Here is a 24,671-nt window from a genome sequence, read left to right as displayed (position 1 = left end):
TAGAATGGCAGTAGCGAGAAAAAAAGGACTGCCATCAACCATACTGATACGTCGATTTCAGATATTGATTTATATTAACTTTTTGCCATGTGGTGTGACATGAACAATAAGTTGTGTGACATATCCCATAACATATAAACCATTAACGCCGGGTGGAGAGTGCCCCGTATGCCGCACGCTCTTTCTGAGGCACTTCGGCAGCATCTTCAGCGTCGCTCAAATCACGGTCGCGCACTTCAGGCATCAGGAGTGCAGAGACCAGCCCAATCAGCGAGTAAACCACCAGCATCGCCACAATAGGCCACCATGAGCCGGTCATGTTGCAGAAGATCCCTGCCAGCACCGGACCAAAGCCCACCGCGACCAGGCCGCCGGCTTCCTTCGAAATCGCCATGCGAGTAAAGCGGTTTCGCGAGCCAAACATTTCCGCCATGGTGATGTTCTCCAGGGCAAACAGCCCCAGCACCGCCACGTTGTGAATCACGATGATGGAGAGCATCAGCACGCCCGGGGCATAACTCTTGTCAACGATGATCGACAGCATCGGGTACGCCAGAACGATCGCCGAGATGTTGAGAATGATGTAAGGCAACCGGCGTCCCACCTTGTCCGATAGCCAGCCCAGCAGCGGAATGGAGATAAACCCGAGGATTGAACTGATCATCAGCGCATCGGTTGGAATGGCTTTATCAAACAGCAGCGTCTGCACCAGATAGCCCGCAAGGAACGTCTGGATCAGGCCTGAGTTGCCCGCCTGACCGAAACGCAGCCCGGTGGCCAGCCAGAACGATTTACTTCTGAACATCGCGCCCAGAGAGGTGTCCTGTACGGCCTGCGGTGCGGCAGCTTCTGCATCGTTCACTTTCTCGAATACCGGGCTTTCCTTGAGGTTCATTCGCAGCCAGATGGCAAAGATCATCACCACGACGCTGGCAAGGAACGGCACGCGCCAGCCCCAGGCAACCAGCTCTTCGCGATCAAGCGCAAAGAACATCACCGCCCAAATCGCCGTCGCGCTCAGCGTGCCGCAGTTTGTGCCCATGGCCACCAGGGAGGAGATAATGCCGCGCTTTCCTTTCGGCGCGTACTCCGCCAGCATGGTCCCTGCCCCGGAGATTTCCGCCCCGGCGCCCAGGCCCTGAATGATACGCAGCGTGACCAGCAGCACCGGCGCGAAAATGCCAATCTGCGCGTAGGTCGGTAATACGCCAATTAAGGTGGTACAGATCCCCATCATGGTGATGGTGATAAACAGCACCTTTTTACGTCCGATGCTGTCGCCCATTCTGCCGAAGATAAAGGCGCCGACGATACGCGCGATATAGCCCGCGCCGTAGGTGCCCATTGCGAGGATCAGCGCCATCGCGGCGGACTGTTCCGGGAAGAAGATTTCATGGAACACCAGTGCGGCGCCAAGCGAGTAGAGCTGGAAATCCATAAACTCCAGCGCGGTGCCCAGCCAGCCGGAGACGGCGGCTTTTACCAGGTCGGACGTGGATCGTTGAGGTTGTGCTTGAGTCATAATGGCTATCTCTAAAAGGTAAGATGCGTACCACTCAGAGCCTGTCTGCGCAGGCTCTTAACCGCGTGAATTATTATTGGCCGAACGTGAGCAAGACTTTGCAGCACTGCCGCTGGTCTTTTTCAAACAGTTCGATTGCGTCTGTAACGTGGTGATAGTCAAAGGTATGGGTAACCAGTTTTTCAGGGTCAATGAGCCCTCTTTCCAGCCAGTCGATCACGACCGGGAATTTATTGGCATTCAGGCGCGAGGAAAATATCGACAGCTCTTTGCCGGTGATGCCCTGCTGAACAATCTGGCTCGGGTCGCTGGAAAAGCCCATCAGGACAATACGCGCCGCCGGAGAGGCCAGCGTAATGGCCTCCTGTAAAATCGACGGATGGCAGGCGGCATCAATAATTAACGTAGGTTTAATGCCCTTCTCTTCCAGCACAGCCTCCAGAGACTGTTCGCCATTATTGATGACCCAGTCCGCGCCGCTGCGTTGCGCCATCGCCAGCCGCTCGTCAATACGATCGACCACGATGATCTGTTTCACCTTATACACGCCCTTCAGCGCCTGAACGGTGACCAGCCCCATCGGACCTGCGCCGTAGATCAGCGCCACGTCCTGCTCACCAGGGTTTGCCTGCCCGGTGACGTTGGCCGCGATGGTAAACGGCTCGACCATCACCGCATGTTTATCAGGGATGGCATCCGGGATTGGCCATGCGTTTTTGGCGGGCACCACGGCATATTCGCTAAAGCCGCCGTCGCGGTGAACGCCCAGCACCACCAGCGAGGTGCAGACGTTAGGTTTGCCCACCGAGCACGGGTAGCAGTGGCCGCAGCTGATAACCGGGTCAACCGACACGCGCTGGCCAAGACGGGACGCTTCCACGTGCTCGCCGATGGCGTCGATCACGCCAAAAAACTCGTGACCAATCACGCGCGGATATTTGGCGAACGGGTTATGCCCACGGTAGATGTGGCTGTCTGAGCCGCAAATGCCCGCCAGGGAGATTTTGACGCGCACTTCGCCTGCGGCAGGTACCGGGATCGGGCGCTCTTCAATCACCAGCGCGTCGGGCTGTTGGATCACTATGCTTTTCATCGTTCGCTCCTCGTTTACCAGTTCCACAGCGTGCCGTCTTCAAGACGCGCAACCGGCAGGTACGCCGGATCGTACGGGTATTTCGCTGCCAGCTTCTCGTCGAACTCAATGCCCAGCCCCGGCTTGTCGCCCGGATGCATGTAGCCGTTATCGAAGCGCCAGCTGTGCGGGAAGACTTCCAGCATCTGCTCGGAGTAGCCCATATATTCCTGTACGCCGAAGTTTGGCACCCACAGGTCGAAATGCAGCGCTGCGGCGTGACAAATCGGCGAGAGATCCGACGGGCCGTGCGAGCCGGTACGCACCTGGTAGAGCGAAGCAAAGTCCGCAATGCGACGCATCCCGGTGATCCCGCCCGCATGGGTAATGGTGGTCCGGATGTAGTCAATCAGCTGCTCTTCGATAAGCTGCTTGCAGTCCCAGATGCTGTTAAACACTTCGCCCACCGCAATCGGCGTGACCGTGTGCTGGCGGATCAGGCGGAAGCACTCCTGGTTCTCGGCAGGCGTCGGGTCTTCCATCCAGAACATGCGGTACGCTTCGATGCTTTTGCCAAAACGCGCCGCTTCAATCGGTGTGAGGCGGTGATGCATGTCGTGCAACAGATGCTCATTGAAGCCAAACCGGCTGCGCACGGCGTCAAACAGCTTCGGCGTGAAGTCGAGGTATTTCTCCGTGGACCACAGCTGCTCTTCCGGCCAGTCGCCTTTGGTGGCGGGTTCGTACGCCAGCCCCTTTCCTTTAGACATACCGTAGGTGGTTTTCATTCCCGGCACGCCGCACTGCACGCGGATCGCCTTGAAGCCCATCTCTTTATGGCGGGCGTAATCTTCCAGCACGTCGTCGATGGTGTGACCCGTGGTGTGGCAGTAAACCATTACCCCTTCGCGCGATGCGCCGCCAAGAAGCTGGTACAACGGCATGTTGGCCGCTTTGGCTTTGATATCCCACAGCGCCATATCCACGGCCGAGATGGCAGACATGGTGACCGGCCCCCGACGCCAGTAAGCGCCTTTATAGAAGAACTGCCAGATATCTTCGATGCGGTGCGCATCGCGGCCAATCAGCTGGGGGCAAAGATGATCTTTCAGGTAAGAGGCAACGGACAGCTCGCGTCCATTCAGCGTGGCATCGCCCAGGCCAACGATCCCCTCATCGGTGGTAATTTTTAGGGTGACGAAATTACGCCCCGGGCAGGTAACAAAAACTTCAGCCCCGACAATCTTCATAATCCGGTTCCTTACATCGTTCGTTGTGATGCAGGAAATTTACGCAACTACACTACTACCATACAAGTATAATGATCATAAAATCAGCGAGCGATCACAAAAACAGGGCGCTAGCTGCGCCCCCAACCGGCGACGATGATCAGCATGCCGCACAGGGCAATCAGCGCGCCTGACCAGTCATACAGGCTTAATTTAACGCCATCCACCACGCGCAGCCACAACAGCGCGGTACACACGTAGACCCCACCGTAAGCGGCATACACGCGCCCGCTGGCGGCGGGATGCAGGGTGAGCAGCCAGACAAACAGCGCCAGCGCAATGCCCGCCGGGATCAACAGCGCTATCGATCCCCCCTTCTTCAGCCAAAGCCAGGGCAAGAAGCAGCCGATGATTTCACACAGCGCGGTGGCAAAAAAAAGCAGTGTCGTTTTGAGCATTTTTATCGTTCTGTGATGTTTGATTTAACCATCATACGCGATAATTAAATGACGTTTTCCATACCTGCTGTGCGGGTATGTCGCCATTTTGGTTTGGTGTAGAATTCGAACGGGTTATACTGCCTGTCTGCACCGCTATTCAAGGAACACGCTATGACTACTTTAAGCAAACGCCTTTGTCTGACCGCCCTGCTGGCGCTGTCAACGTGCGCAATGATCAACACAGCCTCCGCTGAAACCAGCAAACTCATCATTGAGTCTGGTGATAGCGCACAAAGCCGTCAGAACGCCGCCATGGACAAGGAACAATGGAATGACACCCGCAGTCTTCGTCAGAAGGTGAATAAACGCGCCGAGAAAGAGTGGGATAAAGAAGATGTTGCGTTTGATGCGCGTGATAAATGCCAGCAAAGCGCCAACACCAACGCCTACTGGGAGCCAAACACCCTGCGCTGTCTGGATCGCCGCACTGGCCGTGTGGTTGCACCCTAATGGCGGCAAGATATGACATCACGCTCCGCCCGCTGGAGCGTGAAGATCTGCGCTTTGTCCATCAGCTCGATAACAACGCGAGCGTGATGCGTTACTGGTTTGAAGAGCCTTACGAGGCGTTTGTCGAGCTGTCGGATCTGTACGACAAGCACATCCACGATCAAAGCGAGCGCCGTTTTGTCGTTGAGTGCGAAGGCGAGAAAGCCGGGCTGGTCGAGCTGGTTGAGATTAACCACGTTCACCGCCGGGCGGAATTTCAGATCATCATTTCCCCTGAACATCAGGGAAAAGGTCTCGCCTCCCGGGCGGCAAAGCTGGCCATGGATTACGGATTTAACGTCCTTAACCTCTACAAGCTGTATCTCATTGTTGATAAAGAGAACGAAAAGGCGATCCACATCTACCGCAAGCTTGGCTTTATGGTGGAAGGCGAGCTGATTCATGAGTTCTTTATTAACGGTGAATACCGCAACACCATCCGCATGTGTATCTTCCAGCATCAGCATCTGGCGGAACATAAAGCTTCAGGCTCGACCCTTCTGAAACCGACCGCGCAGTAGCCTGCGCGGTTGTTCACTCAGTAATACTCAATCGTGTTTTTGATGGTGTATTTGTGCTCAACGGCGTTTTTTCCGCTGTCATTGGCAATCACCAGCTCGCAACTCACCGGATTATTGCGGCTGTCGTAGTCGCAGCTCTGCGTTACTTTACCCAGCGGCTTGTCATTGAGCAGGCTTACCGCCGTATAATCCATTCTTTTGCGCAGATCCTTCGACGGCGTCGACTGCACCGACAGATGTTGATCGCCCGATACGGTCGTTTTGCCCAGCGGGTAGCCATCCGCATCGTAACGATACTTCACTTCCATCTCTTTGCCGTGGGCCGCGACAACAAATCCGTTATCGTCGGTGTCCCAGGTCACGCCTGCGGAAGGCAGCTCCGCCAGCTGGCATTTTCCCTGCAGCTTGACCTTCTGCTGCTGGGTCTCGGCATCGACGTAATAGTTTGCATCGAGCACCAGCGCCACGCCGGTATTGGCCTCCAGATCGTGCAGCTCCAGGGTATCGAAGCAGCCTTCTTCCGACATCGTTCCGGTGACCCTTTTCGTCACCTCACCCTTGTCGTTGAACAAGGTCTGGGTAAAGTCTTTCACCGGGCCGCGCAGGGGATCAAAATCAAATTCATTTGAAAAACTCGCCATCTCCGGCGTAAAACTGAGCGGTGCGGAGTGGTCGTCACACCCTGCCAGCGCTGTCGCCAGAAGGGTTATCGCTACATATTTCTTCACATCATTTACCGATACAGAGAGATTATTCCCAATCATATTAGCAAATACAGTTGTTTACACGATCCCTGCTAAAATTAATCTACACACAGAGAAAAGGAGCTACAGATGAAACGGTTAACCTGGACTACCGCCCTGCTGCTGTTAAGTGCTTCACCGGCCGTACTGGCTGCACCGGATTCTTGCGAGCGCGTGAAAAGCGATATTCAGCAGAAAATCATTAACAACGGCGTGCCGGAATCAGGCTTTACGCTCAACATCGTTCCGAACGATCAGGCCGACCAGCCCGATGCACAGGTTGTTGGGCATTGTGCCAACGATACCTTTAAAATTTTGTACACCCGCACAAGCAGCGGTAACTATCCCGTAAGTGGCGCGGGTACGCAGGAAAATGCACCGAGCGAGCCTCAGTAATTTTCTGCTTATCAATACCCTTTCCCTTGACGAGGATTAATATTTAATACCCCCAAATAAGTAACATTCACCCCATCATTAGCCCGGTTGTAATCACGGGTGAAAATAATAGTTAATTACAATGATGGGGTGAGTCATGTCTGATGTTGAACATCACGGCGGAATTAGCCGCCGAACTCTGGTGAAATCTACGGCAATAGGATCGCTGGCGCTTGCCGCCGGTGGGCTATCGCTGCCATTTGGTCTGAAGCGTGCCGCCGCCGCGGTACAAAACGCCGTCACGCCTGCTGACGATAAGGTCGTCTGGGGGGCCTGCTCGGTTAACTGCGGAAGCCGCTGCGCTCTGCGCCTGCACGTTCGCGACGACGAAGTGTACTGGGTCGAAACGGATAACACCGGCGACGACGTGTATGGTAATCACCAGGTTCGCGCCTGTCTGCGCGGGCGTTCGATCCGTCGTCGAATCAATCACCCCGATCGTCTGAATTACCCGATGAAGCGCGTCGGTAAGCGCGGTGAAGGCAAGTTTGAGCGCATCAGCTGGGACGAAGCGCTGAATACCATCACCGACAGCCTCAAACACGTCGTGGAAAAGTACGGCAACGAAGCGGTCTACATTAACTACTCCTCCGGGATTGTCGGCGGCAATATTACCCGCTCCTCCCCTTACGCCTCGCTGGTGGCGCGCTTGATGAACTGCTACGGCGGTTTTCTCAGCCACTATGGCACGTACAGCACGGCGCAAATCGCCTGCGCGATGCCGTACACCTACGGCAGTAACGACGGCAACAGCACCTCGGACATTGAGAACACCAAACTGGTGGTCATGTTCGGCAACAATCCGGCCGAAACGCGCATGAGCGGCGGCGGGATCACGTACTATCTTGAGCAGGCCCGCGAGCGTTCAAACGCCCGCATGATCGTGATTGACCCGCGTTACACCGACACCGCCGCCGGACGCGAAGATGAGTGGATCCCCATTCGTCCAGGTACCGACGCCGCGCTGGTGGCCGGTCTTGCGTGGGTATTAATTAATGAAAACCTCGTCGACCAGCCCTTCCTCGATAACTATTGCGTCGGCTACGATGAAAAAACGCTGCCGGAAGGCGCGCCTGCCAACGGCCATTACAAAGCCTATATTCTCGGTCAGGGCGACGATAAAACGGCGAAAACGCCTGAGTGGGCGTCGCGCATCACCGGCATTCCTGCGGACCGTATCATTAAGCTTGCCCGGGAAATTGGCGCGGCGAAACCAGCCTATATTTGCCAGGGCTGGGGGCCACAGCGTCAGGCTAACGGCGAGCTGACGTCACGCGCGATCGCGATGCTGCCGATTTTGACCGGTAACGTCGGCATTAACGGCGGCAACAGCGGTGCCCGTGAATCAACTTACACCATCACCATCGAACGTATGCCGTTGCCGGATAACCCGGTAAAGACGCAGATCTCCTGCTTTAGCTGGACGGATGCGATTGCCCGAGGCCCGGAGATGACCGCCCTGCGCGACGGCGTGCGCGGCAAAGATAAGCTGGATGTTCCGATCAAATTCATCTGGAACTATGCCGGCAATACCATCATCAACCAGCACTCGGACATCAACAAAACCCACGACATTTTGCAGGATGAAAGTAAATGCGAAACGATCGTGGTCATCGACAACTTTATGACCTCGTCCGCGAAGTACGCGGATATTCTCCTCCCCGACCTGATGACCGTAGAGCAGGAAGATATTATTCCTAACGACTATGCAGGCAACATGGGGTATCTGATTTTCCTTCAGCCCGTCACCGCACCGAAGTTTGAGCGCAAGCCTATCTACTGGATCATGAGTGAAGTGGCGAAACGCCTCGGGCCGGATATTCATCAACGCTTTACCGAAGGCCGCACCCAGGAGCAGTGGCTGCAGTATCTGTATGCGAAAATGCTCGAAAAAGATCCGCTGCTGCCGTCCTACGACGCGCTGAAAAATATGGGGATCTACAAACGCAAAGATCCGGCGGGACACTTTGTGGCCTATAAAAAATTCCGCGAAGATCCGCAGGCAAACCCGCTCAAAACGCCGTCAGGAAAAATCGAAATTTATTCCAGCGCGCTTGCAACTATCGCCAGTACATGGGAGCTGGGCAAGGATGAAACCATCAGCCCGCTTCCGGTGTATGCCTCGACGTTTGAGGGGTGGGACGCCCCTGAGCGCAGCACCTACCCGCTTCAGCTGTTCGGCTTCCACTTCAAGGCGCGCACCCACTCCAGCTACGGCAACGTGGATATCCTGCAGGCCGCCTGCCGTCAGGAGGTGTGGCTGAACCCTGTCGATGCCCGCCAGCGCGGCATTAAGAACGGCGACATGGTTCGCGTGTTCAACGCGCGCGGCGAGTTGCGCATTCCGGCCAAGGTCACGCCAAGGATCATGCCGGGCGTGAGCGCTATGGGCCAGGGGGCCTGGCATGATGCCAACATGAACGGCGATCGCGTTGACCATGGTTCGTGCATCAACACCTTGACCACGCACCGCCCGTCGCCGCTGGCAAAAGGCAACCCGCAGCACACCAATCTGGTGCAGATCGAGAAGGCGTAAGGAGTAACCGATGACAACCCAGTATGGATTTTTTATTGATTCGAGTCGGTGCACCGGGTGCAAAACCTGCGAGCTGGCCTGTAAGGACTACAAAAACCTCACCCCGGACGTCAGCTTCCGCCGTATCTACGAATACGCGGGCGGCGACTGGCAGGAGGATAACGGCGTCTGGCACCAGAATGTGTTTGCCTACTATCTGTCGATTGCCTGTAACCACTGCGAAGATCCGGCGTGTACCAAGGTCTGCCCGAGCGGCGCGATGCACAAGCGTGAGGATGGTTTTGTGGTGGTGGACGAAGATGTCTGCATCGGTTGCCGCTACTGCCACATGGCCTGCCCGTACGGCGCACCGCAGTATAACGCCGCCAAAGGGCACATGACCAAGTGCGACGGCTGCCACACCCGCGTGGCGGACGGCAAAAAGCCGATCTGCGTTGAGTCCTGCCCGCTGCGCGCGCTGGACTTTGGCCCGATTGAGGAGCTGCGTAAAAAGCACGGCCAGCTGGCGGCGGTTGCGCCGCTGCCGTCCGCGCACTTCACCAGGCCGAGCATTGTGATTAAACCTAACGCCAACAGCCGCCCGACCGGGGATACCACGGGCTATCTGGCAAACCCGAAGGAGGTGTGAGATGGGAAGTGGATGGCATGAATGGCCGCTGGTGATCTTCACCGTGTTCGGGCAGTGCGTGGTCGGGGCGTTGATCGTCTGCGGTTTGACCTGGTTTACGGAAAAAGACGAGGCGGTGAAGGCGCGGATTGTCCGCAGCATGTTCTTTCTCTGGGTGGTGATGGGGATCGGCTTTATGGCCTCAGTGCTCCATCTTGGCTCCCCCCTTCGCGCCTTTAACTCTTTGAACCGCATCGGTGCCTCGGGTCTGAGCAACGAGATTGCCGCCGGTTCAGTATTCTTTGCGGTGGGCGGTTTCTGGTGGCTGATATCGGTGACAGGTAAAATGCCGCCTGCGCTTGGCAAGGTATGGATGATCGTGAGTCAGATCCTGGGTGTGGTGTTCGTCTGGGCGATGACCCGCGTCTATCAGATTGAAACTGTCCCCACCTGGTACACGAGCTACACCACGCTGGCCTTTTTCCTGACCGCTGCGCTGGGTGGCCCTCTGCTGGCGGCGCTGTTACTGCGCGCTGCCGGAGCACCGTTTAAAGGCACTGTTTTCGCCTCGGTGAGCGTGCTCGCGCTGGTGGCGAGCGTCGCGGTTATCGTCATGCAGACCGCTGATGTAGCGATGATTCACAGCTCCGTTCAGCAGGCAAGCGCCCTGCTGCCGGACTATGGTTCGCTGCAAACCACACGTATTGTGCTGGTCGCAGCCGGGTTAGGCTGCTGGCTCTGCCCGCTGGTTCGTCGTCAGACGCCACGAACCTTCGGTCTTTTTGCAGGCGTCATCCTGGTTGTTCTCGGCGAGTTGCTGGGTCGTGGGTTATTCTATGGTCTGCACATGACCGTCGGTATGGCGATTGCGGGTTAATAAGCGTGCGGGGCAACCCGCACGAGAAAGGAATGTTGTAATGAATGAAGTTTCTGAGAACGACGCGTTCGCGTTTAGCGCCCGAGTATTAGGCGCACTGTTTTATTTTGCCCCGAACAGCGAGCAGATTGCGCCGCTGGTGGAGGCCATCGCTGCAGGTGACTGGTACCAGGCCTGGCCGCTGGATCAGGAGACCCTGTTGCCCATCGCCGACGCGTTTAATACGCCTGCGGATGAGTCACTCCCTGAAGCCTGGCAACGCCTGTTCGTCGGGCCGTACGCACTGCCCGCGCCACCGTGGGGCTCCGTCTGGCTGGATCGTGAATCTGTGCTGTTTGGGGATTCCACTCTCGCGCTGCGCCAGTGGATGCGCGATAACAACATCCATTTTGAGATGCAGCAAAACGAACCGGAAGACCACTTCGGCACGTTGCTGCTGCTGGCCGCATGGCTTGTTGAAAATGGCCGCGAGGCGGAACGCGATCAGCTTCTCGCCTGGCACCTGCTGCCGTGGAGCACGCGCTTTTTGTCCGAGTTTGTCGAAAGTGCAGGACATCCCTTCTATATCGCGCTGGGTAGACTCGCGCAACTGACCCTGGCAGACTGGCAGTCAAGGTTGCTTATTCCGGTGGCGGATAAGCCGCTTTACCGCTAATAAACACCAGGCTTGCTTGATGTGGAGTAAGCCTGGTTTCCCTGATATTGTAGCGCTTGGGCTATCCATATGCGTGTAAGCCGATGATATTTAGTAATAAACCGCAGTTTTTTGTCCCGTCTATACAGAACGCTCACTCGAAACATCCAATTTATAGAGATAATTGGTAGTTGAAAAGATACCAGTAATGACCGGAAAATATGCCACTCGTGCTGGGGTTTATAAGGCTTGAGGGACAAGAAGTGGGAGTTTCTGAAACAGTAAAAAAATCTGTTATGCTGCTCATTATTGCGAGCCTGACCGCGGGATGCGCGCCGTTACATCCTTCCGGATGCCATAAAACCACAGCTACGGGTATTTGCAGTTCAGGACGCTGGGATGACCAGGATGAATGGGGCGCGCAAGCGCGGGCAATCAGGGCAGCAGTAAATGCCAAACTTGATGGGTCGCAAAACTGGAAAGGGAAAAAATGCAGGTTGCATATTGAATTTGCTCAAGATGGTAAACCTTTAAAAATATCAACCAGCGACGGCAACAAAGCCTATTGCGAAGCGATTGAATCAGCAGCTCATAAAGCCAAATTCCCGGCCTTCAGCAACCCGGAAGTCTATAGAGATTTCCAAAAATCCGGCTTCAATATGCGCGGTTAGCATCATAATAACCCTCTGCAATGCTTATATCTTCCTCCGTACAGTAATTCCTGCGAATAAGCTTCCTAATAGCGCCTATGAAGGTTAAACGCCGTATCAGACGTTTCTGATACTTATCGCGTTTCTTCCAACACCCTTTTAAATGCTACAATTTTCGCAAGTATCCTTTGCTGAAAAAATGACTTATGGCTCTTGATAAATTTGAACGACCAAAACTACAACTCCCTGACGGTGCAGATAAATTGTTGTTGCACTCGTGCTGCGCCCCCTGTTCCGGGGAAGTCATGGAGGCCATTCAGGCGTCGGGCATTGATTACACCATTTACTTCTACAATCCGAATATACATCCGCAGAAAGAGTATCTCATCCGAAAGGAGGAGAATATTCGCTTCGCCGAGAAACATGGCGTCCCTTTTGTCGATGCAGATTATGACACTGACAACTGGTTTGAACGCGCGAAAGGCATGGAGTGGGAGCCGGAGCGCGGCGTTCGATGCACCATGTGTTTTGATATGCGTTTTGAGCGCACGGCTCTCTATGCGGCGGAACATGGTTTCAGCGTAATAAGTAGCTCGCTTGGGATTTCCCGCTGGAAGAATATGCAACAGATCAATGACTGCGGACAACGTGCTGCTGCCCGTTACCCGGGAATGGTGTACTGGGATTACAACTGGCGTAAGCAAGGCGGATCATCGCGCATGATTGAGATCAGCAAGCGCGAACAGTTTTACCAGCAGGAGTATTGTGGTTGCGTCTATTCACTGCGTGATACCAACATGCATCGTAAATCGCAGGGCAGGCCATTGATCAAACTCGGACAACTCTATTACGGAAAAGAGGATGAAGGGAAATAAGCTCTGCCCACACAAAGCTGAAAAAGCTCCTTTTTTCAGCTTTACATTTTGTTGCTGTATGACTCCTCTCAAAACCAAAAAAAAGATGAAAAGCAAAATCCTCGTAAGTGCCTGCCTGATGGGTTTCCGGGTTCGTTATAACGGAAGTGATAAAGCAAGGGTGATCGCTCAGTTATCTCAGTGGCAACAGGAACAACGCTTAGTGATCCACTGTCCTGAACTGGCCGCCGGGCTACCTGTTCCTCGTCCACCAGCTGAAATTCAGTTAGCGGACGGTCACGATGTCATGCACGGCCACGGCAGAATAGTTGAGAATACCGGACAGGATGTTACCGAACACTATCAGCTCGCTGCGTGGCTGGCCCTGCGGGCAGCACAGGAATCAGGATGTTGCGCCGCATTGTTAACTGACGGCAGTCCGACGTGCGGGAGCCAGACTATCTATAACGGTTCATTTAACAATACCCGTAAACCCGGTATGGGAGTCGCGGCATCACTGCTTTCCGAACACGGCATCGCGGTATTCTCCGAAGCTCAGGTGGCAGAGCTGGTGCAGTGGATAGAAGAAAGAGACGGACACACCTCCTGAAATTGAGCTATTCCGCTTCTTGCCGGAAGCGGACATTTTTGAAGCCAGCCGTGTCATTACGCGTATGTATTATTTATTACTCCTCTCGCTTCAATTTTCAGAATAATATCCTCAGCGTTTCGCCCTGCCCTGAAAATGGATAACGCCACGCATAAGCTAAGTCTTAAAAAGTTTTTACAGGCGCGCATAACAAAAGGCGTAACTGGTCGATCGGGATATTCATTGTCATTATTAGACAGAGTTAAGTAATCAGAATTTTACATGAAGTGCGTATCTTTATTATTGTTTGTTGCGATCCTGATGACGATGGTTTATACATATTCCCCGTAAGCCTGCATTGGGTTTACGCGAGGCAAATAAACGCCTTGCGGCAGGCGGACAACCTATCGGTACACATAGCTTTTCCTTTACTATTTATAGAGTTACATTTTTATAAGCTTGTAACTCGCTCAATGTGGTCATTTATTCCGCGCAATGTAGGTATGGCCTGATATTAATTGTTAATTTTTTGTTTTTCTTTTTAATGACGCGCATATTCATCCCCGGGTCGTGCCGGAACAACGCCAGAGTCTAAAAAATGAATGAACCCTTGGGGATATTTAAGAATTTTACACATCAGCGCACGCGGATATTCCTCACCGTTGCTTTTTTCTCATCAGTAATAAATATTCTGATGCTTACGCCTTCCATCTATATGTTGCAGGTATACGATCGGGCATTGCCCTCCGGGAATACGGCGACCCTGTTTATGTTGACGCTGCTGGTGGTATTTATGTTTGCCATTATGGCACTCATGGATTATGTCAGGGGTATCGTCATTATCAGGTTAGGTAATCAGTTTGATAACGCCCTTTCGCCAGCACTCTATACCGCTGCATGCGAAAAAAATCGGGTGAAGCGCAGCCCGAACGCCGGCCAGGCCATCAGCGATCTGACGACCTTACGCCAGTTTATTACCGGCCCGGCGCTATTTGCGATTTTTGATTCAGTCTGGTTTCCCGTCTATGTCGGCGTCATTTTTCTGTTTAACACCTGGCTTGGCCTGTTTTCGCTTGCAGGGGCTTTTCTTCTGTTGGGCCTGGCGTTTATTAACGAAAAAATGACCCGTACGCTGTTAAACGAAGCGGGCAGCCATGCGCTATTTTCTAACCATCAGGCAAACAGCACCCTACAAAATGCCGAGATCCTGCTGGCGCTGGGGATGACGGATAACGTTAAGGCCCGCTGGTGGCGGGCGCATCAACAGTTCCTGTATTGCCAGGGCGCAGCGAGCGAACGGGCTGCGCTGATGTCTGCCATCACCAAAACGGTGCGCATGGCGCTGCAGTCCCTGATGCTGGGGCTGGGCTGCTGGCTGGCGATTCTGGGTGACATTTCACCGGGTATGATGATTGCAGGCTCCATTTTACTGGGAAGAGCGCTGGCTCCGGTTGAACAACTCATCGGCGTGGCGCGGGGATATCGGTCTGCCCGACAGGCCTGGGAACGCGTGTCTTGCCTGATCCGCGACTATCCTCCGGTGCAGGAGAGTGTGTGCCTGCCTGCGGCCCAGGGCGTTCTTACGGTGGAGAACCTGACCGTCAGCGCACCCGGAAATGCGCAGCAACCCCTTCTGCACGCTATCAATCTCCAGGTACAACCTGGAGACGTGCTGGGTATTGTGGGGGCCAGTGCATCGGGAAAATCCTGTCTTGGCAGAGTGTTATGCGGCGTCTGGCCTGCTGGTGAAGGCGATGTCAGGCTGGATGGCGCTGATATTTACCACTGGCAGAAGCAACACGCCGGGCCGGGGATAGGCTATCTGCCGCAGGATGTGTCGCTGTTCACCGGCACCATCGCTGAGAATATTGCGCGTTTTGGCGAGATCGATTCGCCTCTGCTCATCGCCACCGCAAAGCTGGCAGGTGTACATGAGATGATTTTGCGCATGCCCGACGGCTACAACACCCTGATTGGCGAACAGGGTACGACCCTTTCGGGCGGGCAAAAGCAGCGCATTGGCCTGGCGCGGGCGCTCTATGGCAATCCCGCGCTGGTGATACTGGATGAGCCTAACGCCAGCCTTGATGAACAGGGTGAGCTGGCCTTGCAGCAGGTCATCCGCCAGCTCAGTCAGCAAAAAAAAACGGTGGTGATCATCTCGCATCGGCCGGGGATCCTCCCCCTCACCAGCCACCTTCTGGTTCTGGAAGGCGGAAAACAAAAGCTTTACGGCCCGACATCACAGCTCTTACAGCACGCAGCCCGACCGGCGAATCAGCCGAAAACCGCGCCCGCAGGACAAGGAAAAGCCCATGCATAACCGCGAAGCGCTGTTGGCGCCAGCCGTTAACGTTAACCCGTTTGTCCGCCTTGGCTGGATAGTATTACTGGCCGGTCTGGGCACTTTCCTGCTCTGGGCTGCCCTGGCACCGCTGGACAAAGGCGTGGTTGCCTCCGGGACGGTAATGGTTGACGGATACCGTAAGGCCATTCAGGCCCCTACTGGCGGCGTGGTGAAGCACATCGCCGTCAAAGAGGGCCAGACGGTACATAAGGGCGATCTTCTGGTGCTGCTGAGCCAGCGATCGACGCTTGCGCAACTGAGCGCCGCCCGCCTGCAATACCTGACGGCCCTTATCGCGCAAAGCCGCCTCCAGGCAGAACTGGCCGGTGTCAGCGAGCTGCAACTACCGCCTGAAGCGCAACAAGAGGCGCTGAAAGAGGTTATCCATCCCATTATTGTTCAGCAATGCCAGCTCATGGCGGCAAGGAAGGAGGCGCTGGAAAGCGCGCAGCAAAACGACGCGCAGGCCATCGCCGGGCTGGAACGCCAGCGCGATGCGCTTGTCCGAACTGCCGAGACCAAAGCAAGCGGGCTCGCGCTGCTTAATCGTCAACTGAAAGACCTGAAGCCGCTGATGGCCGAGGGCTATTTCCCGCGTAACCGCTATCTCGACATTCAGGTGCAATCTGCATCGCTGGCAGGCGATTTGGGCGAAACCCGCAGCCGAATCGTGGAGTCAGGCAATCAGATCGCACAGCTTCAACGCAGCATGCAGCAGCGCCTGGCCGACAACCGGAAAGAGATTGAAACCCAGCTTGACCAGCTGCGCCTGCAAATCAGCGAGAGTAAAAAACAGCTGACGCTGTCGGATGTCGATCTCTCGCAGACCCGGGTCGTTGCCCCGCAGGATGGGGTTGTCATGAACCTCGCGCTTGCCAGCGAAAGCGCCGTTGTGAGCGCCGGGGAGCAGCTGCTGGAGCTGGTGCCGCAATCCTCTTCTCTGATTGTCGACTCACAGCTCGATGTCTCGCTCGTCGATAAAGTCCACAAGGGTATGCCCGTCACCCTGATGTTCACCGCCTTTAATCAGCAGAAAACGCCTAAAATTCCGGCCCAGGTGTCGCTGGTATCAGCGGACCGTCAGACCGACCCCGCCACACAAAAACCTTATTACAAAATTCAGATTACGGTTTCACCCGATGGCATGAAAACACTGGAAAAAGAAGACGTTAAACCCGGCATGCCCGTCGAGGTATTTATCAAAGCCGGGGAACGCTCGCTGTTGAGCTATCTGATGAAACCGATCCTGGATCGTGCGTCGCAGTCTTTTATAGAGGAATAATGGTGTTCACTGGCAAATTAAAACGCGCTTTAGCGCTTATCGCGCTGCTTACGCCGTTTTCAACAGGCGCGTTAACCCTTTCGCAGGGCTGGTTTATGGCGCTGGACAACGACCCCCAGTATCTGGCTGCGGTTAAGGATCAGCTTGCCGGGGAAGAGTACATCCCCATAGGCCGGGCAGGTTTGCTGCCAAAACTGAGCGTCAGCTACCAGCGCGCGCCGCGTAACTGGCAACGACAGCAGTATCAGCAGTCAAATTTTTTGGGCGAGCGCACAGAGGTGGTTCAACACCAACAGTACGACAGCTATTCCGGATCGCTGACCCTGGTTCAGCCGTTATTTGATTACGACGCTTATGCCAGCTATCGCATCGGCATCATCAAAAAAATGCAGTCTGACGAACGCTACCGAAGCAGTCTGGTTGATCTGCAAAACCGTTACATCACGGCCTGGCTGGACGTTGCCGAGGCGTCCCAGCGGTTGCAGCTTGCGGTGTTGCATCGTCAGGGACTCGAAGAGCAGCAAAAGCAGACACAGCGCCAGTTTGAGTCCGGTGAAGGTTCGATTACCGACGTCACCGAGACCCGGTCGGCGCTCAGTCTGGCGGTTGCTGATGAGGTAGAAGCGCGCGATGCGCTGGATACAGCCACCGTTGCGCTTTCGGCGATCGTGGGTATCAGCCTGCCTGACACCGCCGCGCTGCCCACCCTCAGCGAGAAGCCGCTGGAGCTGCCGCTGGCATCCACCCGCTATCAGTACTGGGAGCAAAAGGCCGCCCTGCATAATCCCGAGATCCTCTCTGCCGGGCAGAGTGTCGAGGAAAAACGCTATGAGATCGAGCGTAGCCGAGCGGGTGCCCTGCCCCGGGTTCAGCTTTACGCGTTGCATTCGGAGAATGACTCAAGCAACGACAACACCATTAATCAAAAATACCGTACCGACAGCGTTGGCCTGCGCGTCAGCATGGATCTGTTTTCCGGTGGAGGCGTGTCAGCGTCTGTCCGGCAGGCTGCTGCCCGCTATGAGCAGGCCAAATACCTTCACGACGCGCAGCGCCTGAAAACCTACAGCGAAATTAAAAAATCCTTGAATAAATGCCTGCATGCGCCAGAACGGATTGCGGCCTATACCTCGGCGGTGGAGGCCGCAAGACGACAGATTGACGCCACTAAAAAAAGTATTCAGGCGGGCCAGCGCATGAATATCGATTTACTTAACGCCGAACAGGCGTTCTATAAAACCAACGTTGAGCTTACTGCTGAAAAACATGCTGTCATAAAAGCATGGGTCAGTTTGCTCGCGCAGTCGGGCGAAATAAACAATGACAACGTCATGTTACTGGACACCTATTTCGCTCAATAATTGTAAAATAAAACAGAGGGACAGACCATGCCTGTATTTGATTATCAGGGTGAGAAAAACACGCAGCTTATTAAGGATGCGCTGACCATAGAGAGTATTAATTTTGGTGCGGCGACGTATCCTGATTATACCTATAGCGAAGAGAATGGCTGGAAAGTGCTAGACGGTAAAACGCTTAACTATTCAGGTTGTGCTAACCCTTATGGCGCGTTTTATGGCGAAAGCCTTCTGGAATCCAGCGCCGAGTGCAACGTGATGGGGAAATATGATGCCAACGGTAAGCTCGTCAATATCGGTATCAGCTTCTGGGGAACGGGCACCTATGCCAGCGCACCGTCGATTCTGCATACGATTAACACGGTGATGGATACCGTAAGCGATGGCTTATCGGCGGTGATCGATGGCTATGCGGATAATTATGTGCTCAACGCCTATAAAAACCTCATGAGTTCAGTGGCCGCATTTGCGACAGCGAATGGACTGACGGGTGACGATGTAATTATTACCGGGCATAGCCTTGGCGGACTGGCGGTTAACAGCATGGCAACCCTTTCCGCACAGGGACAATGGGGCGGTTTTTATGAGGAGTCGAGCTATGTCGCTTTCGCTTCTCCTACCCAAAACCTGGCCGATGATAAAGTCCTGAATATCGGCTACGAGAACGACCCGGTATTTCGCGTTTTAACAGGCCACAGTTTATCGCTGGACAGCTTGTTTAATCATGACACCCCGCTTGAGACCTGTACCAATAATATCGTTTCATTCAATGATTATTATGCAGGCCTGACCGATGATTTACAGATCTTCTCCATCGCAAATATGGCGGCATGGGCCGGACATTCCGGTCAGGGGTATACCGACGGCGCGTTACGCATTATGAATTCTGAAATCTATGATTTGACGCATCAGAATTCAAATATCATCGTATCCAATCTTTCTGAGGAATACCGCTCGACAACCTGGGTGTCCGATTTGAATAAATCCACCACGCATGTTGGGTCAACCTTTATTGTTGGCACGGAAACAAACGATTTATTACAAGGGGGTAAAGGTAACGACTATCTCTGCGGTGGCGGTGGCGATGATAGCTTTAAAGATCACAGTGGCTATAACGTTATTTATGGCGGCGCGGGCAGCAATTCCTACGTCACGGAATGTAATGTCGCCGATTTCACCTTCAGCCACGACGCTGAGGGAACGCTGTACTTTAAGTATTCTACCGGGGATATTACCCGAGCAGAAGATATCCAGTACGTTAATGCTGACTACACCTTATTCAGCCTGTTTGGTATCCACTTCAATCAGAACGCGACATGGGAAGTAACGGATTACGGGTTAGAAGGTAACAGCGGCTCCCTCGCCTATGCCAACAGCTATTATGCTGACACGCAGAACAGTTTCACCGTTTCTACCGCCAGCAATGATAGCTGGTTCTATTCAGGGGCCAATGACAGCGATATCAGCGTTGTCGGTAACAATAACAACGTGGTTTCAGGCTATGCCGACGACGCGATTCACCTGAACGGCAGCGATAATACGCTTCTTTTCTATGGTGATTTCGGCCACGACACTGTCTACAACCTCTCAACCACCGACAGCCTGGTCTTCATGGCTAACGAAAGTATTGCCGATAATGACAGCTATCTTAACCACCTTTCGTTTGAAGGCGATAGCGCCCTGCTGACGTATGGTGACAGCAGCGTCACGCTGGTAGGGGTTAATAGCGATATGCTTTCACAGATGCATATTGCTGTGGCATAAGTCCCATCCCCACGGGATCGCCTGTGGGGATATTTCCCTTTCTGTTCATCCTGCTTTTTGTCCCCATCCGTTTCTGTACTTTTGACTGACGGATTTTTAAAACGTCAACCGCCTCACGTCCCGGCATTAGTTGAGGTGACATTCTCAGGATACGAATTAAGCACTATCCTGGTCAGCCCGTGATGCCGCTTTGCTAGTCTGACTGTTGAGGCAGGTCGCAAACCGGAGGTATTCCTTGCTGATTAAATTTAAAAAAGCGCGCACGCACCGGGAGGATCGGCGGCTTGCACTGTGGCTGGCGACCTCTGCAGGGGTGCTGAACGCCATTGCGCTGGGGGCGTTTGGCTTTTTTCCGTCACATATGACCGGCAACACGTCACAGCTCTCCAGCGAAGTCTCCTCGACGGATCTGGACGATATCCTTTTCTTCGGCACGCTGATTCTGGCGTTTGTCACGGGCGCGATAGTGGCGCGCATGATTGTCCTGTGGGGCGTTATCCATAATGTCAGGCTGGTATTTAGCCAGGTTCTGCTGGTGGAAGGGATATTACTGACCGGGGTAGCCTTATATGAAATCTATTTTCACGCCTTCTCCACCAACCGGGAAATTATTATTTTCCTCTGCGGGTTAATGGGGATTCATAATTCCACCTCTACTCAGCTTTCTGGTGGACGCGTCCGATCCACGCACATTACCGGGACGCTGACCGATGCGGGGATATCGCTGGCCTCCGTGGTGGTCGCCATGATGCGTCGGGATTATTCCAAAGATACGGCAGCGCAGAAAAGCCAGCTGAAAACCCATTTAACAACCCTTTTCTCCTTTATCACGGGCGGTATTGCAGGGCTTATCCTGTTCCGCTGGTTTGGATTTACCGCAATGCTGGCGCTGGGGCTGATGCTGGTGCTCGTTGCTGCCTTTTCCATCATTAGCACCTCCCTTCGCGTACGCCGGGTGCGTACCAATATACGTGGGCCGAGGCAATAAAGTTACAGTGTCACTTTTATAAGATCGCTTTCAGACAATTCTGCCCGCCCCATACGAACCCTTACCCCGTAAGGCTTAACCCTTGATCTCACTAGTTTCATAGGGTTACTGATTTTACCCCTTCGCTGGAACCCGTCCCAAACGCTTGCTATAGCTCTTATACCCCTGCCGAAACATGGCATAACAACAGGCAACCCAGGTTGCTATAACGCATGCGCACAGGGAGACACACCGCAATGCACCCATTACTTAAACGTTCGCTGCTTTTTGTCGGCGCGATTATCGTGGTTCTCGCCCTCCTCACCTGGGGTATTGGGCTGGAGACGATCAAGGCGCGGCAGGTTGACCTGGTCTATCTCGGGCAACAACATCTGATTTTAGTGTTCTCGTCCATGTTCTTTGCCCTGCTGGTCGGTATTCCCAGTGGGATCTTGCTCAGCCGCCCGGCTGCGCGAGGCGTGGCGGAATACGTGATGCAAATATTTAACGTCGGTAACACGCTGCCACCGCTGGCGGTTCTCGCGCTGGCAATGGTCGTGATTGGTATCGGCGATACCCCCGCGATCATCGCGCTGTTCCTCGCGTCGCTGCTGCCCATTGTCCGCAATACCTATGCCGGGCTGTGCTCCGTTCCGGCGTCATTGCTGGAAGCCGCCAACGGGATCGGGATGACCAAATGGCAGCGTTTGCGCCAGGTTGAAATCCCTAACGCCTGGCCCGTGATGCTCTCCGGCATCCGCATCGCCACCGCTATTAACGTCGGTACGGCACCGCTGGCCTTCCTGATTGGTGCCAGCAGCTACGGCGAGCTGATTTTTCCGGGGATCTACCTCAACGACTTCCCGACGCTGATTCTGGGTGCCGCGGCCACCGCCCTGTTCGCCCTGATTCTGGATACGTTGCTGGCGGCGCTGGGCCGCCTGATGAGCCCGCATCTCGCTCGATAATTATAACAAGGAGCTTTTATGAGACTGTTTTCCGGCCTGACGGCGTTTTGCGCCGCCGCGCTCTTTACCAGCCAGACGTTCGCCGCCCCGCTAATCCTGGCGACCAAGAGCTTTACCGAGCAACACATTTTGTCAGCCATGACCGTGCAGTATCTGCAAAAAAAGGGTTTTCAGGTTCAGCCGCAAACCAATATCGCCACGGTGATCTCCCGCAATGCGATGATCAATAAACAGATTGATATGACCTGGGAATATACCGGTACGTCGTTGATCATCTTTAACCACATCAATAAACGTATGTCGCCGCAGGAGTCTTACGAAACGGTAAAACGCCTGGATGCGAAGCACGGTCTGGTGTGGCTCAAGCCTGCTGATATGAACAACACCTATGCTTTCGCGATGCAGCGCAAACGCGCCGAGGCGGAACATATCACGACCATGTCAGAGATGGTGGCGAAGATTGAGCACATCCGCAAAACCGATCCTGATAACAACTGGCTGCTGGGTCTCGACCTTGAATTTGCCGGGCGCAGCGACGGCATGAAGCCGCTGCAGGCGGCGTACAACATGCCACTGGATCGCCCGCAAATCCGCCAGATGGACCCCGGTCTGGTCTATAACGCGGTGCGCGATGGCTTTGTCGATGCCGGGCTGATTTACACCACCGACGGGCGCGTAAAAGGTTTCGATCTCAAAGTGCTGGAAGATGATAAAGGCTTCTTCCCAAGCTACGCGGTTACACCGGTCGTGCGCAAAGACACACTGGACGCTAACCCTGGTCTGGAAGAGGCGCTGGACACCCTCTCGGCCCAGCTCAATAACGACGTTATCACCGAGTTGAATAAAAAGGTCGATATCGATCATCAGTCACCGCAGCAGGTCGCCCGTGATTTCCTGCGTAGCAAGAATCTGCTGTAAGGAGACGCTATGGATACGGTTCACTACATTTTAGACAACTGGGATTACCTGCTGATGCTGACGCTGCAGCACCTGTGGCTGGTCGCGCTGGCCGTCGGCCTTGCCATTATTATCGGCGTTCCGCTGGGGATTTTGATTGTTCGCCACAAATGGCTGGCAACGCCGGTGCTGGGCATTGCCACCATTGTGCTCACCATCCCGTCCATTGCCCTCTTCGGCCTGATGATCCCCCTCTTCTCGCTTGTCGGCCAGGGTATCGGCGCGCTGCCCGCCGTTACAGCGGTATTCCTCTACTCCCTGCTGCCGATTGTGCGAAATACCCATACGGCGCTCGACAGCCTGCCGCCGGGCCTGCGTGAGGCGGGTCGCGGAATTGGCATGACCTTCTGGCAGCGCCTGCGCTGGGTGGAAATCCCGATGGCGTTACCGGTGATTTTTGGCGGGATCCGTACCGCCGTCGTAATGAACATCGGCGTGATGGCCATCGCCGCGGTGATTGGCGCGGGCGGTCTGGGTCTGCTGCTGCTTAACGGCATTGGCGGGAGCGATATTCGTATGCTGATTGCCGGCGCATTGATGATTTGTCTTTTAGCGATTGTGCTCGACTGGTTACTCCATCGACTGCAGATCGTCCTGACTCCGAAGGGGATTCGATAATGATAAAACTGGAAAACCTCACCAAACAATTTTCACAGAAGCACGGCCAGACCGTTAAAGCCGTGGATAACGTTAATCTGAACGTCCCGGAAGGGGAAATGTGCGTTCTGCTCGGCCCGTCTGGCTGCGGTAAAACCACCACGCTCAAGATGATTAACCGCCTTATCACCCCGAGCAGCGGGAAAATTCTGGTAAACGGCAAGGACACCAGCGAGATGGATACCGTGACCCTGCGTCGCAATATTGGCTATGTTATTCAGCAGATTGGCCTGTTCCCGAACATGACCATCGAAGAGAACATCACCGTTGTGCCGCGCATGCTGGGCTGGGACAAAGCACGCTGCAAATCGCGCGCTGCGGAGCTGATGGACATGGTTGCCATGGATCCGCATAAGTTCCTTAACCGCTATCCGCGTGAAATGTCGGGCGGCCAGCAGCAGCGTATCGGCGTGATCCGCGCCCTGGCAGCCGATCCTCCGGTACTGCTGATGGATGAACCTTTCGGTGCGGTCGATCCGATTAACCGCGAAGTGATCCAGAACCAGTTCCTCGAGATGCAGCGCAAGCTGAAAAAGACGGTCATGCTGGTCAGCCACGACATTGACGAGGCGCTGAAGCTTGGCGACCGTATTGCCGTGTTCCGCCAGGGACGCATTGTTCAGTGCGCCAGCCCTGACGAGCTGCTGGCAAAACCGGCAAATGAATTTGTCGGCTCGTTTGTCGGGCAGGACCGTACCCTGAAGCGCCTGCTGCTGGTGTCTGCCGGGGATGTTACCGATCAGCAGCCGACAATAACCGTGCGTCCGTCTACCTCGCTTTCGGAGGCGTTTGCCACCATGGATGACAACGATATCCGTGCCATTACCGTTGTCGACGAGCTGGGCAAGCCGCTGGGGTTCGTTAAGCGCCGTGAAGCCCGTAACGCCAGCGGTGCCTGCGGCGATATCATCCATCCGTTCCGCATGACCGGCAAAGCGGAAGATAACCTGCGCGTGGTGCTGTCCCGTCTGTATGAAAGTAACACCAGCTGGATGCCTATCGTCGATGAAGAGGGGCGCTACAACGGCGAGATTTCTCAAGATTACATCGCGGAATATCTTAGTTCAGGGCGCACGCGTCGGGCCTTGAATATCCATAGCGACAGTTAACCTT

24 protein-coding genes are annotated in these 24,671 nt (G+C 54.5%); 19 read left to right on the top strand and 5 right to left on the bottom strand.

What is annotated here, in order from left to right; all coding sequences use genetic code 11:
• Positions 1-142: 142 nt before the first annotated feature.
• The 4 genes from QLG21_RS10375 to QLG21_RS10360 form a co-directional block, all read right to left on the bottom strand.
• The gene (locus QLG21_RS10375; protein WP_006175040.1) at positions 143-1,522 is read right to left on the bottom strand and encodes an MFS transporter; all 1,380 of its coding nucleotides are present in this window, start codon (positions 1,520-1,522) and stop codon (positions 143-145) included.
• A 73-nt stretch (positions 1,523-1,595) separates the two neighbouring features.
• Positions 1,596-2,615 (bottom strand): Zn-dependent oxidoreductase, encoded by a 1,020-nt coding sequence (locus QLG21_RS10370; RefSeq protein ID WP_137848523.1) that lies wholly within the window; start codon positions 2,613-2,615, stop codon positions 1,596-1,598.
• Between the two features lie 14 nt (positions 2,616-2,629).
• Entirely contained in the window at positions 2,630-3,844 is a 1,215-nt protein-coding gene (rspA, locus tag QLG21_RS10365; protein ID WP_282484331.1) for a starvation-sensing protein RspA, read from the bottom strand.
• A gap of 110 nt (positions 3,845-3,954) precedes the next feature.
• Positions 3,955-4,281, bottom strand: coding sequence for a YnfA family protein (locus QLG21_RS10360; protein ID WP_088207371.1), 327 nt, complete (start codon positions 4,279-4,281; stop codon positions 3,955-3,957).
• Positions 4,282-4,434: 153 nt separating this feature from the next.
• Here QLG21_RS10360 and QLG21_RS10355 point away from each other — a divergent pair, with 153 nt between their 5' ends.
• Both QLG21_RS10355 and speG read left to right on the top strand, forming a co-directional pair.
• Complete coding sequence (locus QLG21_RS10355) at positions 4,435-4,773, top strand: DUF1283 family protein (RefSeq protein ID WP_006175036.1); 339 nt, start codon at positions 4,435-4,437, stop codon at positions 4,771-4,773.
• Entirely contained in the window at positions 4,773-5,333 is a 561-nt protein-coding gene (speG, locus tag QLG21_RS10350) for a spermidine N1-acetyltransferase (RefSeq protein WP_006175035.1), read from the top strand. The genes QLG21_RS10355 and speG overlap by 1 nt, the downstream gene beginning before the upstream one ends.
• A 17-nt stretch (positions 5,334-5,350) precedes the next feature.
• Here the strand turns inward: speG and QLG21_RS10345 are convergent, their stop codons facing one another.
• On the bottom strand, positions 5,351-6,061 hold the full coding sequence (locus QLG21_RS10345; RefSeq protein ID WP_137848522.1) for a YnfC family lipoprotein: 711 nt from the start codon (positions 6,059-6,061) through the stop codon (positions 5,351-5,353).
• 105 nt (positions 6,062-6,166) lie between these two features.
• Here QLG21_RS10345 and QLG21_RS10340 point away from each other — a divergent pair, with 105 nt between their 5' ends.
• The 17 genes from QLG21_RS10340 to osmV all read left to right on the top strand — a co-directional run bounded on the left by QLG21_RS10340 (position 6,167) and on the right by osmV (position 24,667).
• On the top strand, positions 6,167-6,472 hold the full coding sequence (locus QLG21_RS10340; protein ID WP_058608885.1) for a DUF1161 domain-containing protein: 306 nt from the start codon (positions 6,167-6,169) through the stop codon (positions 6,470-6,472).
• Between the two features lie 136 nt (positions 6,473-6,608).
• Positions 6,609-9,047 (top strand): selenate/tellurate reductase subunit YnfE, encoded by a 2,439-nt coding sequence (ynfE, locus tag QLG21_RS10335; RefSeq protein WP_137848521.1) that lies wholly within the window; start codon positions 6,609-6,611, stop codon positions 9,045-9,047.
• 10 nt (positions 9,048-9,057) lie between these two features.
• Positions 9,058-9,675: a DMSO/selenate family reductase complex B subunit gene (locus QLG21_RS10330; protein WP_282484330.1), complete on the top strand. Its 618-nt coding sequence runs from the start codon at positions 9,058-9,060 to the stop codon at positions 9,673-9,675.
• A gap of 1 nt (position 9,676) precedes the next feature.
• On the top strand, positions 9,677-10,531 hold the full coding sequence (locus QLG21_RS10325; protein WP_282484329.1) for a dimethyl sulfoxide reductase anchor subunit family protein: 855 nt from the start codon (positions 9,677-9,679) through the stop codon (positions 10,529-10,531).
• 40 nt (positions 10,532-10,571) lie between these two features.
• Entirely contained in the window at positions 10,572-11,186 is a 615-nt protein-coding gene (gene dmsD, locus QLG21_RS10320) for a Tat proofreading chaperone DmsD (RefSeq protein ID WP_137272104.1), read from the top strand.
• Between the two features lie 275 nt (positions 11,187-11,461).
• Complete coding sequence (locus tag QLG21_RS10315; protein WP_042320531.1) at positions 11,462-11,836, top strand: cell envelope integrity TolA C-terminal domain-containing protein; 375 nt, start codon at positions 11,462-11,464, stop codon at positions 11,834-11,836.
• Between the two features lie 185 nt (positions 11,837-12,021).
• On the top strand, positions 12,022-12,690 hold the full coding sequence (locus tag QLG21_RS10310; RefSeq protein WP_006175027.1) for an epoxyqueuosine reductase QueH: 669 nt from the start codon (positions 12,022-12,024) through the stop codon (positions 12,688-12,690).
• Positions 12,691-12,775: 85 nt separating this feature from the next.
• Positions 12,776-13,279: a DUF523 domain-containing protein gene (locus tag QLG21_RS10305; protein WP_282484386.1), complete on the top strand. Its 504-nt coding sequence runs from the start codon at positions 12,776-12,778 to the stop codon at positions 13,277-13,279.
• 577 nt (positions 13,280-13,856) lie between these two features.
• Positions 13,857-15,581 (top strand): type I secretion system permease/ATPase, encoded by a 1,725-nt coding sequence (locus QLG21_RS10300; protein ID WP_282484328.1) that lies wholly within the window; start codon positions 13,857-13,859, stop codon positions 15,579-15,581.
• Positions 15,574-16,887, top strand: coding sequence for an HlyD family type I secretion periplasmic adaptor subunit (locus tag QLG21_RS10295; RefSeq protein ID WP_282484327.1), 1,314 nt, complete (start codon positions 15,574-15,576; stop codon positions 16,885-16,887). Before QLG21_RS10300 ends, QLG21_RS10295 begins: the two co-directional genes overlap by 8 nt.
• Positions 16,887-18,248 carry a TolC family outer membrane protein gene (locus QLG21_RS10290; RefSeq protein ID WP_282484326.1) on the top strand — a complete coding sequence of 454 codons (1,362 nt, stop codon included), beginning with the start codon at positions 16,887-16,889 and terminating at the stop codon, positions 18,246-18,248. Before QLG21_RS10295 ends, QLG21_RS10290 begins: the two co-directional genes overlap by 1 nt.
• 27 nt (positions 18,249-18,275) lie before the next feature.
• Positions 18,276-20,009, top strand: coding sequence for a lipase (locus QLG21_RS10285; protein ID WP_101737797.1), 1,734 nt, complete (start codon positions 18,276-18,278; stop codon positions 20,007-20,009).
• 235 nt (positions 20,010-20,244) lie between these two features.
• Positions 20,245-20,997: a YoaK family protein gene (locus tag QLG21_RS10280; protein WP_282484325.1), complete on the top strand. Its 753-nt coding sequence runs from the start codon at positions 20,245-20,247 to the stop codon at positions 20,995-20,997.
• Positions 20,998-21,233: 236 nt separating this feature from the next.
• Positions 21,234-21,944, top strand: a complete 711-nt coding sequence (osmY, locus tag QLG21_RS10275; RefSeq protein WP_006175019.1) for an osmoprotectant ABC transporter permease OsmY — start codon at positions 21,234-21,236, stop codon at positions 21,942-21,944.
• Between the two features lie 18 nt (positions 21,945-21,962).
• Positions 21,963-22,862, top strand: coding sequence for an osmoprotectant ABC transporter substrate-binding protein OsmX (gene osmX, locus QLG21_RS10270; RefSeq protein WP_282484324.1), 900 nt, complete (start codon positions 21,963-21,965; stop codon positions 22,860-22,862).
• Positions 22,863-22,871: 9 nt separating this feature from the next.
• On the top strand, positions 22,872-23,519 hold the full coding sequence (gene osmW, locus QLG21_RS10265) for an osmoprotectant ABC transporter permease OsmW (protein WP_006175017.1): 648 nt from the start codon (positions 22,872-22,874) through the stop codon (positions 23,517-23,519).
• Entirely contained in the window at positions 23,519-24,667 is a 1,149-nt protein-coding gene (gene osmV, locus QLG21_RS10260) for an osmoprotectant ABC transporter ATP-binding protein OsmV (RefSeq protein WP_153688450.1), read from the top strand. Before osmW ends, osmV begins: the two co-directional genes overlap by 1 nt.
• The last annotated feature ends 4 nt before the right edge of the window (positions 24,668-24,671 follow it).

Origin of the sequence: Enterobacter sp. V87_3 (assembly GCF_029967835.1) — a bacterium.
Lineage (GTDB): Bacteria > Pseudomonadota > Gammaproteobacteria > Enterobacterales > Enterobacteriaceae > Enterobacter > Enterobacter cancerogenus.
Note: the sequence above shows the minus strand (reverse complement) of the source record. Positions and strands in the feature narration are given on the sequence as shown.